This window comes from Tessaracoccus zhenghani (assembly GCF_055326325.1).
The window spans coordinates 339,973-355,608 of the sequence record NZ_JBUZNQ010000001.1; the positions used below are offsets into that span (position 1 = coordinate 339,973).

General features: G+C 68.2%; 15 protein-coding genes. 1 reads left to right on the forward strand and 14 read right to left on the reverse strand.

From position 1 onward, the window contains the following. Window positions 1-17: 17 nt before the first annotated feature. The 12 genes from nuoK to ACZK4S_RS01560 form a co-directional block, all read right to left on the reverse strand. Window positions 18-317: an NADH-quinone oxidoreductase subunit NuoK gene (nuoK, locus tag ACZK4S_RS01505; RefSeq protein ID WP_076060835.1), complete on the reverse strand. Its 300-nt coding sequence runs from the start codon at window positions 315-317 to the stop codon at window positions 18-20. Continuing rightward, window positions 314-1,135 (reverse strand): NADH-quinone oxidoreductase subunit J, encoded by an 822-nt coding sequence (locus tag ACZK4S_RS01510; protein WP_076060837.1) that lies wholly within the window; start codon window positions 1,133-1,135, stop codon window positions 314-316. Before ACZK4S_RS01510 ends, nuoK begins: the two co-directional genes overlap by 4 nt. Next, the gene (gene nuoI, locus ACZK4S_RS01515; RefSeq protein WP_076060839.1) at window positions 1,132-1,692 is read right to left on the reverse strand and encodes an NADH-quinone oxidoreductase subunit NuoI; all 561 of its coding nucleotides are present in this window, start codon (window positions 1,690-1,692) and stop codon (window positions 1,132-1,134) included. Before nuoI ends, ACZK4S_RS01510 begins: the two co-directional genes overlap by 4 nt. Next, the gene (gene nuoH, locus ACZK4S_RS01520) at window positions 1,692-3,020 is read right to left on the reverse strand and encodes an NADH-quinone oxidoreductase subunit NuoH (protein WP_076060841.1); all 1,329 of its coding nucleotides are present in this window, start codon (window positions 3,018-3,020) and stop codon (window positions 1,692-1,694) included. Before nuoH ends, nuoI begins: the two co-directional genes overlap by 1 nt. Next, on the reverse strand, window positions 3,017-5,425 hold the full coding sequence (locus ACZK4S_RS01525; protein ID WP_463643138.1) for an NADH-quinone oxidoreductase subunit G: 2,409 nt from the start codon (window positions 5,423-5,425) through the stop codon (window positions 3,017-3,019). The genes nuoH and ACZK4S_RS01525 overlap by 4 nt, the downstream gene beginning before the upstream one ends. Continuing rightward, entirely contained in the window at window positions 5,422-6,735 is a 1,314-nt protein-coding gene (nuoF, locus tag ACZK4S_RS01530; protein ID WP_076060846.1) for an NADH-quinone oxidoreductase subunit NuoF, read from the reverse strand. The genes ACZK4S_RS01525 and nuoF overlap by 4 nt, the downstream gene beginning before the upstream one ends. Then, window positions 6,732-7,475, reverse strand: a complete 744-nt coding sequence (gene nuoE / locus ACZK4S_RS01535) for an NADH-quinone oxidoreductase subunit NuoE (RefSeq protein WP_076060849.1) — start codon at window positions 7,473-7,475, stop codon at window positions 6,732-6,734. Before nuoE ends, nuoF begins: the two co-directional genes overlap by 4 nt. After that, on the reverse strand, window positions 7,472-8,752 hold the full coding sequence (locus tag ACZK4S_RS01540) for an NADH-quinone oxidoreductase subunit D (protein WP_076061023.1): 1,281 nt from the start codon (window positions 8,750-8,752) through the stop codon (window positions 7,472-7,474). The genes nuoE and ACZK4S_RS01540 overlap by 4 nt, the downstream gene beginning before the upstream one ends. A 68-nt stretch (window positions 8,753-8,820) precedes the next feature. Beyond that, the gene (locus tag ACZK4S_RS01545) at window positions 8,821-9,522 is read right to left on the reverse strand and encodes an NADH-quinone oxidoreductase subunit C (RefSeq protein ID WP_076060852.1); all 702 of its coding nucleotides are present in this window, start codon (window positions 9,520-9,522) and stop codon (window positions 8,821-8,823) included. Continuing rightward, entirely contained in the window at window positions 9,519-10,073 is a 555-nt protein-coding gene (locus tag ACZK4S_RS01550; RefSeq protein ID WP_076060855.1) for an NADH-quinone oxidoreductase subunit B, read from the reverse strand. Before ACZK4S_RS01550 ends, ACZK4S_RS01545 begins: the two co-directional genes overlap by 4 nt. A 12-nt stretch (window positions 10,074-10,085) precedes the next feature. Beyond that, complete coding sequence (locus ACZK4S_RS01555) at window positions 10,086-10,445, reverse strand: NADH-quinone oxidoreductase subunit A (RefSeq protein ID WP_076060858.1); 360 nt, start codon at window positions 10,443-10,445, stop codon at window positions 10,086-10,088. Between the two features lie 16 nt (window positions 10,446-10,461). Then, the gene (locus tag ACZK4S_RS01560; protein WP_463643139.1) at window positions 10,462-11,751 is read right to left on the reverse strand and encodes a geranylgeranyl reductase family protein; all 1,290 of its coding nucleotides are present in this window, start codon (window positions 11,749-11,751) and stop codon (window positions 10,462-10,464) included. Between the two features lie 277 nt (window positions 11,752-12,028). Here ACZK4S_RS01560 and ACZK4S_RS01565 point away from each other — a divergent pair, with 277 nt between their 5' ends. Beyond that, window positions 12,029-13,261, forward strand: a complete 1,233-nt coding sequence (locus ACZK4S_RS01565; protein WP_233120749.1) for an isochorismate synthase — start codon at window positions 12,029-12,031, stop codon at window positions 13,259-13,261. A gap of 54 nt (window positions 13,262-13,315) precedes the next feature. Here the strand turns inward: ACZK4S_RS01565 and ACZK4S_RS01570 are convergent, their stop codons facing one another. Then, entirely contained in the window at window positions 13,316-14,947 is a 1,632-nt protein-coding gene (locus ACZK4S_RS01570) for a DUF6297 family protein (RefSeq protein ID WP_143570929.1), read from the reverse strand. Between the two features lie 3 nt (window positions 14,948-14,950). Continuing rightward, the gene (locus ACZK4S_RS01575) at window positions 14,951-15,595 is read right to left on the reverse strand and encodes an ABC transporter ATP-binding protein (RefSeq protein WP_076060865.1); all 645 of its coding nucleotides are present in this window, start codon (window positions 15,593-15,595) and stop codon (window positions 14,951-14,953) included. Between the last annotated feature and the right edge of the window lie 41 nt (window positions 15,596-15,636).

A 15,636-nucleotide genomic window follows, 5' to 3' on the forward strand; every position in this document is an offset into this window, starting at 1 on the left:
GCACGCTCGTAGTCCCCTTACAGCTTCATCAGGTTGGCGTTGTCGACGGAGGCCGAGCGACGGGACCGGTACACGGCGACGATGATCGCCAGGCCGACCACAACTTCAGCGGCTGCCACGACCATCACGAAGAACGCCGCGACGAGTCCGTCGAGGTTCCCGTGGAATCGGGCGAATGCGACGAATGCGAGGTTCGTGGCATTGAGCATCAGTTCGATGCTCAGAAAGGCGATGATCGCGTTGCGGCGCAGCAGGAACCCTGCGATACCGATAGCGAACAGGATCGCCGAGAGGATCAGGTAACCCTCGGGGCTCATTCGTCGTCTCCTTCGATCTCAAGCGTGCGACCCTCGAGCGCCCGGTAGGCGGAGGAGGTGGGTGCGCGCAGTTCGTCCACGTCGACCACCACGCCACGCATGGTGAGGGTGCGCGAGACGGACTTCTCGGCGATGGACCCGTCCGGGAGCAGCGCCGGGATGGAGATGGCGTTGTGCCGGGCGAACACACCCGAGTTGGGCAGCGGGCCGGGGTGCTCGCCGAGCTCGGCGTAGGCGCGCTTGCGGAGTTCAGCGGACTCCACCTGGCTGACCTTCTTGCTGAGGAGCTCGCCGTGGGCCAGCACCATCGCGCCGACCGCGGCCGTGATCAGGAGGGCCGCGCTCGCCTCGAAGAGGAACACGTACTCACCGAACAGCTTGTTGGCCAGCGACGGGATGTTGCCGCCGTACTCGGCGTTGGCCGCCGCCAGGCCGGCGGGCTGCCCACCGACGGTGAACTGACCGACGGCGGAGATCATCAGGATGCCGATGCCCAGCGCCACCAGCGAGGCGGCGATGCGGTGGCCCTTCAGCGTCTCGACGACCGAGTCGAGCGAGTCCACGCCGATCAGCATGACGACGAACAGGAACATCATCAGGATGGCGCCCGTGTAGACGACGATCTGGATGACGAACAGGAAGGGCGCGTCCTGGGCCGCGTAGAGGACCGCGATCGCCACCATCACGCCGGCCATCGCGATGGCCGAGTGGATGGGTTTGCGCGACAGCAGGAAGATCAGGGCGCAGATCACCGCGATGGGCGCGCACACCCAGAAGGCGACCTCACCGGCTGTCACCAGCGGGATCATGGGGATCATTTGGCCGCTCCTGTGGTCGTCGAGCCGGTGCGGGTGTCGGGGGTGCCCGTCGCGGGCAGCCCCAGGAAGTAGTCGCGCTCGTCCGCGCCGAGGCGACGGGGGTGCGGCGGCTGTTCCATGCCGGTCAGCAGCGGCGCGAGCAGGTCTTCCTTTTCGTAGATCAGGCTCAGCCGCGTGTCGTCGGAGATCTTGAACTCATTGGTCATCGTCAGCGCCCGGGTGGGGCAGGCTTCGATGCAGAGGCCGCAGAAGATACAGCGCAGGTAGTTGATCTGGTAGACGTGGCCGTAGCGTTCGCCCGGCGAGTAGCGGGCGTCGTCGGTGTTGTCGGCGCCCTCCACGTAGATGGCGTCCGCCGGGCAGGCCCAGGCACACAGTTCGCAACCGACGCACTTCTCCAGGCCGTCCGGCCAGCGGTTGAGCTGGTGTCGGCCGTGGAAGCGCGGCATGGTGACCTTCTCCGCGCCCTTCTTGTGCGGGTACGACTGCGTGAACGTCTTGCGGAAGATGGTGTTGAGCGTGATGCCGAAGCCGGCCCACGGATCGAAGATGCCCATCAGGCTTCCTTCCCTTCTGCGGTGACCTCGGCCATGGTCTGGTCCTGCGCGGGTCCGCGCACGACGCCTGCGAGCTCGGGCAGCATCTGCCCGGGCATCGGGGGCACTGGGTAGCCGCCGGCGAAGGGGTCGTAGACCTCTTCGACGACCGGGCGTTGCTCCGGCAGTTCGGCCACCGGGTCCTTGCCCCCGAACAGCCACCACAGGACGATGAGCAGCGCGAGGCCGAGGCCGAGGGTGGCGTTGCGGAACTGGGTGTTGGCGACCAGCGCCACCACGATGATCCAGATCAGCGAGATCTCGATCAGCACCTTCCAGCCGAGACCCATGAACTGGTCGTAGCGGAGGCGAGGGAGAGTGCCACGCAGCCAGACGAACACCGAGATCAGGAACTGCACCTTCAGCATGAAGAAGATCGGGCCGAACCACGGGTTGTTGAAGAACTCGATGTTGTTCAGCGGCCAGATCGGCAGGTAGCCGCCGAGGAACAGTGTCGTGCAGACCGCAGAGACGGTCGCCATGTTGATGTACTCCGCGAGGAAGTACAGCGCGTAGCGGAAGCCGGAGTACTCCGTGAGGTAACCGGAGACGAGTTCCGACTCACACTCGGGCAGGTCGAACGGTGCGCGGTTGGTCTCGCCCACCATGGCGATGGCGTAGATGATGAACGACGGGATCAGCAGCAGGAAATACCAGGTCTGCAGCCCGAGCGGCAGGGCGATGTCGGTGAACGGCACGACGAGCTGCAGCGGGAGGCGCTGCGATTCGACGATCTCCGAGGTGGACATCGAGCCGGCCATCAGGAACACGGCGACCATGGACAGGCCCATCGAGATCTCGTAGGAGATCATCTGCGCCGTCGAACGGATGGAGCCGAGGAAGGAGTAGGTGGAGTTGCCGGCCCAGCCCGCCAGCACGATGCCGTAGATGCCGATCGAGGCCGAGGCCAGGATGAACACCGCGGCGACCGGCAGGTCCGTGAGCTGGAGGCGGGTCTCGACGCCGAACATCGTCACCTGCCCACCGAACGGGATGACCGTCCAGCAGGTGAAGGCGGCCACGGCGGTGAGCACGGGGGCGATGTTGAACAGCCACTTGTCGGCGTTCTTCGGGCGGAAGTCCTCCTTGATGAGGGCCTTCATACCGTCTGCGAGCGCCTGGCCGAGGCCGAAGGGGCCGTTCATGATGGGGCCGAGGCGGTGCTGCATCTTGCCGACGAGGCGACGCTCGTACCACACGTTGAAGATCGTCCAGACGAGGAGGACGACGAAGAGCGCCACCACCTTGATCAGGATCAACCACCAGGGATCGTTCATGAAGATGTTCATGCCGTTGCTCCTTCGACGACGGTGACGGCCGTGACGCGGACCGGCGAACCGGGGGCGGCGACGAGTCGCTCCCCCAGGCCGGGGTTGACGGGCACCCAGACGACGTCGTCGACCATGCCGGGGACGATGTCGACCGGCAGCACCAGGCTGCTGCCCGCTGCCTCCACGGTGGCGACCTCGGTCAGACCGAGCCGCTCAGCGGTGGCGGCGGAGACCCGGGCGACCGGCGGACGTGCGGTGGCACGCAGCGCCAGTTCGTAGTCGTTGCCCTGGGAGGCGTCGAGCAGCTCGCGCCATCCCGCGACGACCAGACCGGCATGGGCGGGGGCCGTCGCGACGGCGGGGGCCGCCGGGCGGTCGCCGTCCCAGGCACCGAGTTCCGTGAGGTCGGTGTAGGCCTGCTTCGGGGCGCGGAAGCCGAGCGTCGAGCCGAGGGCATCAGCCAGGGCGGCCAGGATGCGGATGTCGGTCATCGGCGACACCGGCTGCTTGACGATCACGTTGACGCGGCCGTGGCGGTGCTCCCAGTTCAGGAAGTGGCCCGACTGCTCCTCGAGGAGGGCGGCCGGGAAGACCACGTCGGCGCGGGAGGTGACGGCGCTGGCGCGCTGCTCGATGCTGACCACGAACTGCGCGGCCTCGAGACCGGCCAGCGCGGCGGCCGGGTCTCCCAGGTCGTGCGGGTCCACACCGGCGACCACCAGGGCCTTGAGCGTGCCCTGGGCCAGCGCGGTGAACTGCTCATCGGCCGACAGACCGGCCTCAGCGGGCAGCGAGCCGACACCCCAGTGGGAGGCGACATCGACGCGAGCGGCGGGGTCTGCCACCGGGCGACCACCGGGCAGCAGGCCCGGCAGGCAGCCGGCCTCGATGGCCCCGACGTCGCCTGCGCGGCGGGGGATCCAGGCCAGGCGGGCGCCGGTGGCGTCCGCCTTCGCGGCGGCGGCGCTCAGCACGCCGGGGAGGACGGCGGCGCGTTCGCCGACGAGGATGACCGAGCCTGCGTCGAGGTCCGTCAGTGCGTCCAGCGCCTCGGCTTCACGGCCGGGGGCCGTGGGCACGAGGGTGGCGGACAGCTTGTCGGAGCCGCGGGAGACGAACGGCGCGAGGGTGGTGACCTTCAGGTGCCCCTTGCGGACCGCCTTGCGGAGGCGGAGGAACACGATGGGCGACTCGTCCTCGGGCTCGAAGCTCACCAGCACGACGTGCTTGGCGGCGTCCAGATCCGCGTAGGTGACGGCCTCGTCGACTCCCCTGCCGGCCACGCGGGCCGCGAGGAAGTCGGCCTCTTCGGCAGAGGCGGGACGCGAGCGGAAGTCCACGTTGTTGGTGCCCAGCACAGCACGGGCGAACTTGCCGTAGGCGTAGGACGCCTCGACGCTCAGCCGACCACCGGTCTGGACACCGACGGCGGAGCCGGCGGCGCGGAGACCCTGGACCGCGGCGTCGATGGCCTCAGGCCACGACGCGGGCTCCAGCACTCCCCCGCGGCGCACGAGCGGGCGGGTGATGCGGTCGTCGCCGCGGCCGTACATGAAGCCGAAGCGGCCCTTGTCGCAGCTCCACTCCTCGTTGACCTCAGGCTTGTCGCCCGCGAGGCGACGCTTGACCTGGTGGTGACGCTGGTCCGTGCGCAGTTCACAGCCGGACGCGCAGTGCTCACAGGTGGTGACCTTCGACACGAGGTCGAAGGGACGCGCCTGGAAGCGGTAGGCGGCGGAGGTGAGGGCGCCCACGGGGCAGATCTGCACCACGTTGCCGGAGAAGTACGAGTCGTACGGGTCCTGCTCGTAGGTGCCGACCTGCTGCAGCGCACCGCGCTCCACCAGGGCGATGAAGGGGTCACCGGAGATCTGTTCGGAGAAGCGCGTGCAGCGCGCACACAGCACGCAGCGTTCGCGGTCCAGCAGGATCTGCGCGGAGATGGCCACGGGCTTGGGGAAGGTGCGCTTCAAGCCCTCGAAGCGGCTCTCACCGGGGCCGTTGGCCAGTGCCTGGTTCTGCAGGGGGCACTCGCCGCCCTTGTCGCAGACGGGGCAGTCGAGCGGGTGGTTGATCAGCAGGAACTCCAGCATGCCGCGCTGCGCCTTCTCGGCGACGGGCGAGGTGCGCTGGGTGTTGACCTTCATGCCCTCGGCCACCGGCATGGTGCAGGAGGCCTGGGGCTTGGGGAACCCTCGGCCGTTGCCGGCGTCGGGGATGTCGACCATGCACTGGCGGCAGGCGCCCACCGGGTCCAGCAGCGGGTGGTCGCAGAAGCGCGGGATGGCGGTGCCGATCATCTCGGCGGCGCGGATGATCAGCGTGCCCTTGGGGACGCTCACCTCCGTGCCGTCGATGGTCAGGGTGACCAGGTCGGGCTTCGGAGCCACCTCACCCGAGGTCGTCTTGGCGTCGACGGTCATCGCACGTCTCCTTCCGCGGCGAACAGTGCGCTCTTCTCATACGGGAACACTTCCCAGGCGGGGGTGTGGTAGCCCTGCTCGAACTCGGAGCGGAAGTGCCGCACGGCACTGGTCACCGCTGCCACCGCACCGTCGGCCAGCGCGCAGAACGAGCGGCCACCGATGTTGTCGCAGATGTCGAGGAGCTTGTCGACGTCGCCCTCGCGGGCGGTGCCGGCTTCGAACTTCATCAGGAGCTGGACGAGCCACCAGGTGCCTTCACGACACGGGGTGCACTTGCCGCAGCTCTCATGCTTGTAGAACTCGACGAAGCGCAGCGTCGTGCGCACCACGGAGGTGGTGTCGTCGAAGATCTGCAGTGCCTTGGTGCCGAGCATCGAACCGGCCGCCGCCATGGATTCGTAGTCCATGGGGAGGTCGAGGTGTTCCGGCGTCAGGATCGGCGTCGAGGAGCCGCCGGGGGTGAAGAACTTCAGTTCGTGGCCGTCGCGCATGCCGCCGCCGAGCTCGATGAGCTCGCGCAGCGTGATGCCCATCGGGGCCTCGAACTGGCCGGGCGTCTTGATGTGGCCCGACAGCGAGTACAGCGTGAAGCCCTTGGACTTCTCGGTGCCCATCGACTGGAACCAGTCAGCCCCGTTGTTGATGATGGCCGGCACCGAGGCGATGGATTCCACGTTGTTGACCACCGTCGGGGAGGCGTACAGACCTGCGACGGCGGGGAACGGCGGGCGGAGGCGGGGCTGGCCGCGTCGACCCTCGAGGGAGTCCAGCAGCGCCGTCTCCTCGCCGCAGATGTAGGCGCCGGCGCCGGCGTGCACGATCACGTCGAGGTCGTAGCCGGTGCCCATGATGTTCTTGCCCAGGTAGCCGGCCGCGTAGGCCTCACGGACGGCCTGCTGAAGGCGGCGGATGACGTGCAGGACCTCACCGCGGCAGTAGATGAACGCGGTGTGGCAGTTGATCGCGTACGACGAGATGATGACGCCTTCGACCAGCGTGTGCGGCGTGGCCATCATGAGCGGGATGTCCTTGCAGGTGCCCGGCTCCGACTCGTCGGCGTTGACCACGAGGTACTTCGGGTTGGGATTGTCCTGCGGGACGAAGGACCACTTCATGCCCGTCGGGAAGCCTGCGCCACCGCGGCCGCGGAGGTTGGCGTCCTTGACGAGCGAGATGAGGTCTGCGGGCTGCATGGCCAGGGCCTTGCGCATCGCGCGGTAGCCACCTGTGGCCTCGTAGCGGGCGAGCTTCCAGGAGTTGGGTGCGCCCCACTGTTCGCTGAGGACGGGGGTGAGCAGGTCGGTCACTGTGCGGCCTCCTGCTCGGCGGCGGCCGGCTTCGCGTCAGCGGCCGGGGCCTTCCAGTCGTTCTCACGGGCGATGTCGACACCGGCCAGCGAGGCGTGACCTGCGGAGGGCCCTTCGTCGGCCCGGCCGTCGGGGAACCCGGCGAGGACGCGCTCGGCTTCGCGCCAGGAGGTGATGGTCGCGCCACGGGAGGAGACGACCTCCTCGTCCTTCTGCAGCTTCTCCAGCAGGTCGTCGGCCTTCTCCGGCGTCATATTGTCGAAGAACTCCCAGTTGACCATCATCACGGGGGCGAAGTCGCACGCCGCGTTGCACTCGAGGCGCTCCAGCGAGATCTGGCCGTCCGGGGTGGTCTCACCCTCGTCGATGCCGAGGCGCTTCTTGGCCCGGTCGAGCAGGATGTCGCCGCCCATCACCGCGCAGAGCGCAGTGGTGCAGACGCCGACGTGCTGCTTGCCTGCGGGGCGGCGCTTGTACATGGTGTAGAACGTCGCGACGCCGGAGACCTGCGCCGTGCTGATGCCCAGCACGTCGGCGCACGCTTCGATGCCCCGGGGGCTGATCCGGCCGTCGACCGACTGGACGAGGTGGAGCATCGGCAGGAGTGCGGAACGAGGCTGCGGGTAGCGGGCCGCCAGCTCGCGCAGTTCGGCGATGGTGCCGTCGTCGATCTGGGACGACTGGTCGGTGTAGTCCACCGAACCGGAATCCGGGAAGTGGCTGGCAAAGTGGCCGCTCATCGGTCCACACCTCCAAGTACGGGGTCAAGGCTGGCGAGCGAGACGACGACGTCGGACATCATGCCGCCCTCGCACATCATCGGGATCGACTGCAGATGGTTGAAACCGGGATCGCGGAAGTGCACCCGGTAGGGGCGCGTCCCGCCGTCGGAGACGACGTGGCACGCGAGCTCGCCCTTGGGGGATTCGATGGCCTGGTAGACCTGCCCCACCGGGACCCGGAAGCCCTCGGTGACGATCTTGAAGTGGTGGATGAGCGCTTCCATGGACTCGCCCATGATGTGCTTGATGTGCTCGTTGCTGTTGCCCTGACCGTCGGCGCCCAGCGACAGCTGAGCGGGCCAGGCGATCTTCGGGTCTGCCACCATGACCGGCTGGCCGTGCGTGCGCTCGAGGCGGTCGATGCACTGCTCGACGATCTTGAGGGACTCCCAGCACTCCTGCAGACGAATCCGGAAACGGCCGTAGGCGTCGTCCGAATCCCAGGTCACGACGTCGAAGTCGTAGGTCTCGTAGCCGCAGTAGGGCTGCGTCTTGCGCAGGTCCCAGGCGTAGCCGGTGGCGCGCAGCGGCGGGCCGGACATGCCCATCATCGTGGCCGCGGTGAGGTCCATCACGCCGACGCCGGACTGGCGGCCGATGAAGATGGGGTTCTCGTTGCAGAAGGCGGCGTACTCCGGCAGGTGCTTCTTGAGCCAGTCCACGATGGTGCGCAGCTGGCTGATGCCGTCCTCCGGCAGGTCGTTGGCCACGCCGCCGGGGCGGATGAACGCGTGGTTCATGCGCAGGCCCGAAATGGCCTCGAAGAAGTCAAGGATCATCTCGCGCTCACGGAACGCGATGGTCATGACGGTCAGCGCGCCGATCTCCATGCCGCCGGTGCCCATGGCGACCAGGTGCGAGGCGATGCGGTTGAGCTCCATCATGAGCACGCGGATGACGCTGGCGCGCTCCGGGATGTCGTCGGTGATACCGAGCAGCTTCTCCACGGCCAGGCAGTAGACGGCCTCGTTGAACAGCGGCGCGACGTAGTCCATGCGGGTCACGTAGGTCACGCCCTGGACCCACGTCTTGTACTCCGCGTTCTTCTCGATACCCGTGTGCAGGAAGCCGATGCCCGGGCGGATGGACTTGACGGTCTCACCGTCCATCTCGAGGATCAGGCGCAGCACGCCGTGCGTCGACGGGTGCTGGGGGCCCATGTTGACGACGATGGTCTCGTCGCCACGCTCTGCCTGCTCGGCCGCGATGTCGGTCCAGTCGCCACCCTGTGCCAGGTAGACGCGGTCGACCTTCTCCTCACTGGTGCCGGCGAAGACGTCTTCGGTGGTTGCGTGGGTGTGGGTCACGAGTAGGTCCTCCTGTTGTCGGGAGCGGGCACCTTGGCGCCCTTGTACTCGACGTCGACGCCACCCAGCGGGTAATCCTTGCGCTGCGGGTGGCCCTTCCAGTCGTCCGGCATGAGGATGCGGGTGAGCGACGGGTGGCCGTCGAAGATGATGCCGAACATGTCCCAGGTCTCACGCTCGTGGTAATCCACCATGGGGTAGGTGGCCACGACCGACGGGATGTGGGGATCTTCGTCCGGGCACGTGACCTCGAGCCGGACCCGACGGTTGTGGGTGTAGCTCAGCAGGTGGTACACGGAGTGGAGTTCCGCGCCCTTCTCGCTCGGGTAGTGCACGCCCGAGACGGACACGCAGACCTCGAAGCGCAGGAACGCGTCGTCGCGGAAGGTGCGCGCCACGGCGGCGAGGTGCTCGCGCGGCACGTAGATCGTGAGCTCACCGCGGTCGAACAGCACCCGGGCGCCGCCGAGTTCCTCGGGCAGCAGTTCCAGGGCCCTGCCGTACACGGCGTCCGACGGGTCGTCGAACGGGGGCTCGGTGCGGCCCGGCATGCTGAGGCCGCGGGTGAGGCCGCCGTAGCCGGAGGTGTCGCCGGAGCCGCGGGACCACATGCCCGCCTTGCTGGTGAAGATGGGCTGCTGGGCGGGAAGACCCGAGGTGGCGGGGAGGTTCTCCTCAGGAGTCTGATCGTCGCTCATCGCATGAGCCCCTTCATCTCGACCTTCGCGGGCGCGGCCAGCGCTGCCTGCTCGGTGTCCTCGACCCAGGTGTCCATGTTGGCGCCGATCGGGTGCTTCTGCACCTTCTCGCGCAGCTTGAACATGGCCTCGATCAGCATGTCCGGGCGCGGCGGGCAGCCGGGCACGTACATGTCGACGGGCAGGAAGTGGTCACAGCCCTGGACGATCGAGTAGTTGTTGAACATGCCGCCGGAGGACGCGCAGGCGCCCATGGAGATGACCCACTTGGGGTTGGGCATCTGGTCGTACACCTGACGGATGACCGGGGCCATCTTCTGTGACACACGGCCGGAGACGATCATCAGGTCAGCCTGGCGCGGGGAGGCGCGGAACACTTCCTGGCCCCAGCGACCCGAGTCGTAGCGCGGCGTGCCGAAGGCCATCATCTCGATCGCGCAGCAGGCGAGGCCCATCGTCGCGGGCCAGAACGAGGCCTTCCGGACCCAGCCGAAGACGCCCTCGAACGTGGTCAGCAGGATGCCGCTAGGAATCTTGTCTTCGATACCCATGTTTATCTCCGATCATTCCCAGTCGAGGCCGTTGCGGCGCAGGACGTAGATGTAAGGGATGAAGAACAGCACGATGAACACGATCATGGCGATGATCGCGAACATGCTGAGCTGGTTGTAGGCCACCGCCCACGGGAGCAGGAACACCACTTCGATGTCGAACACGATGAACATCATCGCCGTGATGTAGTACTTGACAGGGAACCGGCCGCCGCCGATCGGCTGCGGGGTGGGCTGGATGCCGCACTCGTAGCTGTCGTACTTCGCACGGTTGTACCGAGCCGGTCCGACGACCAGGCTCAGCCCCATGGATACCACGACGAACACGGTGGCGAGCAGCACCATGCCGACGATGGGGATATAGGGGTTCATCGTTGTTTCCTTCCGATCACGCTGACGGAGCGACCTTGCACAAGGTGTTGATGATCCGGTCCATCGCGTCCCCGTCACGGGAGTCGGTCAGGTTGGCCAGGAGCTTCATCACGAAGCGCATGAGCATGGGCCGGGGTAGACCGTATCGGGTGCAGATGTACATGATCCGCGGGTCGCCGATGAGTTTGGTGAAGATCATTCCCAGGCGATAGTAACCACCCAGGCTGTCCTTCAGGGCGGCGGGGTAGGCCTGCATGGCCCGTTCCGCGGAAGCGGTGCCGATGCCGCGCGACTTCGCTTCGGCCAACGCCTGGGCCGCCAGCTCTCCGGCCTCCATGGCGTAGGCGATGCCTTCACCGTTGAAGGGGCTGACCATGCCGCCGGCGTCGCCCACGAGCACGAGCCCGCGGCCGTAGTGCGGCTGGCGGTTGAACGCCATCGGCAGCGCAGCGCTGCTCACCTTGCCCACCATGTTCTCGTCGCGGTAGCCCCACTCCTCCGGGGTGCCGGCCAGCCAGCGCTTCAGGAGGTCGCGGTAGTTGGTCTGGCCGAAACCCTTCGACGTGCTGAGCACGCCGAGGCCGACGTTGCAGGTGCCGTCACCCATCGGGAAGATCCAGCCGTAGCCGGGCAGCAGCGTGGACTTGCCCGGTTCGCCGTCCCAGAGCTGCAGGTGCGACTCAAGGAACTCGTCGTTGCTCTGCGGGCTCTTGTAGTACGTGCGCACGGCCACACCCATGGGGCGGCTGTCGATCTTGTTGATGCCCATCGAGATGGCCAGGCGCGCCGAGTTGCCGTCAGCGGCGACGACGTAGGGGGCCTTGAAGACGCGGCCGTCCTTGGTCTCGACGCCGGTGATGCGGCCGGTGCGGTCGTCCAGCACGGCGTTGGTCACGTTGGCGCCCTCGACGAGTTCGGCGCCTGCGGCCACCGCATGGCGGGCCAGCAGGTCGTCGAAATCCGAACGGGGACGCTGCACGCCGTAGGGCGGGAAGTCAGTCAGTTCAGGCCACAACAACTCGAACGGCTTGACGTGGCCGCCGTGCACGCGAAGACCCTTGTTGTGGATCCAGCCGGCCTCTTCAGAGGTGTCGATCCCCAGCCGGGTGAGCGCGCGGGTGGCGCGGGGCGTGAGGCCGTCGCCACACACCTTCTCCCGGGGGAAATGAGACTTCTCGAGCAGCGTGACGGAGAGCCCGTGCCGTGCGAGATAGGTGGCTGTCGCTGATCCGCCCGGTCCGGCTCCGACGACGATAACGTCCGATTCCTGGGTGGGGCGGGCCGTGCCAGAGTTGGCGAACGACATACACACTCCTGTCGACTACGACGGTGATTACCGAGTCAGTCTAGGGGTGCTGGGACGTTTCGGCCAACCAAGGCTCCCACTGCGGGCTACACTGCGAACCGCCTGCTGACTTGGGTATTTGGTCACGATGCGCTTGCTAAATTGCGGGGCGGGCCGCGCGGGGCAGATACCCCTCCCCCGCCTGCGGACGGCGGTCCCATAATCGGGGGCTGAATGGCCTCAGGCGAGCGTCGCGGCTATGCTCGCGAGGGTGATTCTGGACTTCGGGAGCGCTCGGATGCGTGCGACCACAGTCGCGATCGACGACCCCGGAGCCCTGGAGAGATTCCTCCCGGAGACCGGGCCCTCGACTGCATTCCTGCGTCGTGGCGACGGCTTTGTGGCACTGGGCGAAGTGGCCCGGTTCGAGACCGACCGCCTGGACGCCGCAGACGTCTGGTGGGAAGAGATCTCCGGCCAGATCGACCACGACTCCGAGGTGCTCGGCGAATTCGGCACCGGACCCATCGCGGTGGGCACCTTCACGTTCGACCCCGACAGGTCCGAGGAGCGCTCGGTCCTCACCGTCCCCGAGGTGATCATCGGCAGGCGCGGCGGGCTCAGCTGGATGACGAAGCTCGGCCCTGCCCGCGGCAACGCCACCCTCCCCTCTCCGGGTGAGCCCGTCCGGCCGCCGGCAGGCATGGTCTCGATGGGCGGTTCCATGGGTGACCACGCCTGGACCGACATCGTGGCAGAGGTGGTGTCACTGATCCGCAAGGGCGAGGTCCACAAGGTGGTGCTCGCCCGCGACCTGATCGCCCGGGCCGACAACCCGCTCGACCTGCGCTTCGTGCTGCGCGAACTGATGGCCACCTACCCCATGACCTGGGCGTACCTGGTGGACGGCATGATCGGCGCCACACCGGAGCTGCTCGTCCGCCGCGAGGGCGGTCTCGTCACGTCGCGCGTCCTGGCCGGGACCGTCTGGGGCGACGACGAGGACGCGGACCCGATCAGGCTCGCCGCCCGCCTCGCGAAGTCGAGCAAGGACATCTCCGAGCATGAGTTCGCCGTCGAATCCGTCGCCGGGGCGCTGGCGCCCTACTGCAACGCGATGAACGTACCCGAGGCCCCCTCGGTGCTGAAGCTGCCCAACGTGATGCATCTGGCCACCGACATCACCGGCGTGGTCGACGGGAACGCCAGCGCCATGACGCTGGCCGCCGCCCTGCACCCGAGTGCCGCCGTCTGTGGGACCCCGACGCACCTGGCGCTCGACGTCATCTCAGAGCTCGAATCCCTGGACCGCGGCCGGTACGCCGGTCCCGTCGGATGGGTGGACACCCACGGCGACGGCGAATGGGCCATCGCGTTGCGCGGCGGCCAGGTACGGCCGGAGACCCCGAACGAGATCCAGTTGTTCGCCGGGGCGGGCATCGTGGCAGATTCCTCGCCGGAATCCGAACTCGCCGAGACCGGCGCCAAGTTCGTGCCGATGCTGCAGGCCCTCGGCCTCAACGGCTCCTGAACGGCGAAGCGCGCCGCGGCCCCGGCCACGGCGCGCCCACTCCCCCGGGTGCCGTCAGCGGTTGCGCTGGACCTTGATCTTCGACTTGGGTGCCGCCGTCCCGTCGCGGCGACGGCGCTCCTCAGCGAGTTCGCGCTTCTGCTCCTCCTGCTGCTCCATGAGCTGGTCGCGGTCAAGGCCGCTGCGCAGGATCATGAAGGCGATGAGGCCGACGACCAGCGAGATCCAGACCGGCCAGCCGAGCACGATGGGCAGCGTGACGAGCGCCACCATGTCGAGGCCGCGCAACAGCGAGAACATCAGGCCGGGCGGCATGGCGCCGAAACCGGTGGACATGATGGGGCCGGAGTAGTCCGGCGGGCGGGCCGAGACCCAGCGCACCGCCCCGAGGAAGCCGGCGATGCCGGTGACCACGGCGGCCGAGGCCGCGTCGATGGGATCAACGGTGACGCCGCCACCCACGCCCATGAACGCGGGCAGCGCTGCGATGGCCCACAGCAGGGCCAGCACTCCCGGGACGACCATCGCCGCCTGCTTGACCTTGCCCGGATCGAACGGGAAGCAGCGCTGGAGGCCCCTGGTGCGGGTCAGCACGCGCAGCGAGTTCATGAACGGGATCAGGGCCGCCACCAGCACCAGCGCCGACAACGGCGGGTTCAGGGTGGCCAGGCCCAACGCCTGCACGGCGTAGGGCACCACGACGGTGGCCGCCAACGTGACCAGCCGCATGGGCTGGCGCCAGAGGCGCTGCACGTCGCGCATGACCAGGGCGGTCATGCCGGAGCCGGCGCCACGGGTGGGCTTCACGTGCCCGCGTTCGCGCGCCTTGGCCTCGATGAGGATGTCGCGGATCAGGGCGAACTCCAGCGCGAACGCCGCACCCTGGAGGCCGCTCAGCAGCGACCCGCCGGCGGTGAGCCGGTTGCGGCGGACGCCGCGGAGCCTGCGGTAGGCCACGAAACCGGCCACGAGGACCAGCAGGAGGCCGGCGCCGGCCACGATGTAGGCCAGTTCGACGGCGATGAGGTGGGCGCCGCCCAGGTCGATCCAGCCGGCGGCACCGAACACGAGGAGGACGAGGGTGCCGATGGCGGCCGTGCCGATGATCCACTGGAACACGGTCACCACCCAGCGGCGGTCCAGGCCCTGTTCCGCGGCGGCGAAGGCGAGCAGACCCGCGGAGCCGAAGCCCCCGGCCAACGCCCAGATGCCCACCTCGGGAAGCGGCGACCCCGTCAGCGCGGCGATCAACGCACCCAGCAGCCCGCCGACGACGAGCGCCAGGACGATGGCCGCGACGAGGCGGCCGGCCAGCAGCCGCCGTCGGTCCGTGGGGCCGTCCATGAGCCAGAAACCTTCAGCGGCGGAGGCGACGACGGGGCCGAACATGCGCGACAACACCAGCGTCGACGCCAGGATGCCGGCGACCGAGGCCCAGGGCAGCAGGCCGCGGGCGGCGAGACAGCCGGCGGTGTCACAGATCGCCACCACCTGCTGGGCGCGAACGATCGAGGAGATCACCATGGCGCCGATCAGCACGATGGAGAACACCATGACGTAGCCGTCGGACAGCGCCTGCCAGAGGCTGCGGTCGGCGCGGCCGCGTCGCCAGTCCTTCATCAGCAGTTTGAGCTGCTTCTCGTCGACGACCCCCAGGTCGTCGAAGTGGTCGTGGGCGGTGCTCAAGGCTCAGACCCCCAGCCGGATGGTGCGCGCGCCGATGGCCTCGAGGAGCGAGGGCTCATGGCTCGCCAGCACGATCGCCAGGCCGCCGGCGATGTCGGCCTTCAGCCGCTGGCCCAGCCAGGCGACACCTTCCACGTCGAGGCGCTGCTCGGGCTCGTCGAGCACCAGCAGCTGCCGCGGGCGGACGAACGCGGTGGCCAGCGCCAGGCGACGTCGCTGGCCCGACGACAGGGTGGAGGGGAGCTGGCCGGCCTGCGGCACGAGCTGCACCTCCTCGAGCACCTCGTCGACGAGGTCGTCAGGGTGCTCGAGCCCGTGCGCACGGGCGAGCAGGTCGAGGTGTTCCACGACGGAGAGGTCCGGGAAGAAGTCGAGGTCGTCGATGACGGTGGCCACGTCGCGGCGGATGATCGGGTTGGTCTCCGACACCTTGATCCCGTTGACCATGACGGTGCCCTCATCCGGCCTGTCCGCGCCGACGAGGCAGCGGAGCACCGTCGACTTGCCGGCGCCGTTGCGCCCGGTGAGCGCGACGGCTTCACCGGCCCGCACCTTCATGGAGAAGCCCTCCACGATGGTTACCGGGCCGTAGCCCTTCTTGAGGTTGTCCACCTGGAGCACGACGTCATTCTTAGCCACGTCCGCCATTGTCCACCATCGCCGCAAGCGGGTCGAACCGGCGTCCCCTG

Coding starts and splice junctions, on each gene's coding strand:
- nuoK (WP_076060835.1), bottom strand. CDS start 317: ATGAGCCCCGAGGGTTACCTGATCCTCTCGGCGATCCTGTTCGCTATC.
- ACZK4S_RS01510 (WP_076060837.1), bottom strand. CDS start 1,135: ATGATCCCCATGATCCCGCTGGTGACAGCCGGTGAGGTCGCCTTCTGG.
- nuoI (WP_076060839.1), bottom strand. CDS start 1,692: ATGGGCATCTTCGATCCGTGGGCCGGCTTCGGCATCACGCTCAACACC.
- nuoH (WP_076060841.1), bottom strand. CDS start 3,020: ATGAACATCTTCATGAACGATCCCTGGTGGTTGATCCTGATCAAGGTG.
- ACZK4S_RS01525 (WP_463643138.1), bottom strand. CDS start 5,425: ATGACCGTCGACGCCAAGACGACCTCGGGTGAGGTGGCTCCGAAGCCC.
- nuoE (WP_076060849.1), bottom strand. CDS start 7,475: ATGAGCGGCCACTTTGCCAGCCACTTCCCGGATTCCGGTTCGGTGGAC.
- ACZK4S_RS01545 (WP_076060852.1), bottom strand. CDS start 9,522: ATGAGCGACGATCAGACTCCTGAGGAGAACCTCCCCGCCACCTCGGGT.
- ACZK4S_RS01550 (WP_076060855.1), bottom strand. CDS start 10,073: ATGGGTATCGAAGACAAGATTCCTAGCGGCATCCTGCTGACCACGTTC.
- ACZK4S_RS01555 (WP_076060858.1), bottom strand. CDS start 10,445: ATGAACCCCTATATCCCCATCGTCGGCATGGTGCTGCTCGCCACCGTG.
- ACZK4S_RS01560 (WP_463643139.1), bottom strand. CDS start 11,751: ATGTCGTTCGCCAACTCTGGCACGGCCCGCCCCACCCAGGAATCGGAC.
- ACZK4S_RS01565 (WP_233120749.1), top strand. CDS start 12,029: ATGCGTGCGACCACAGTCGCGATCGACGACCCCGGAGCCCTGGAGAGA.
- ACZK4S_RS01575 (WP_076060865.1), bottom strand. CDS start 15,595: ATGGCGGACGTGGCTAAGAATGACGTCGTGCTCCAGGTGGACAACCTC.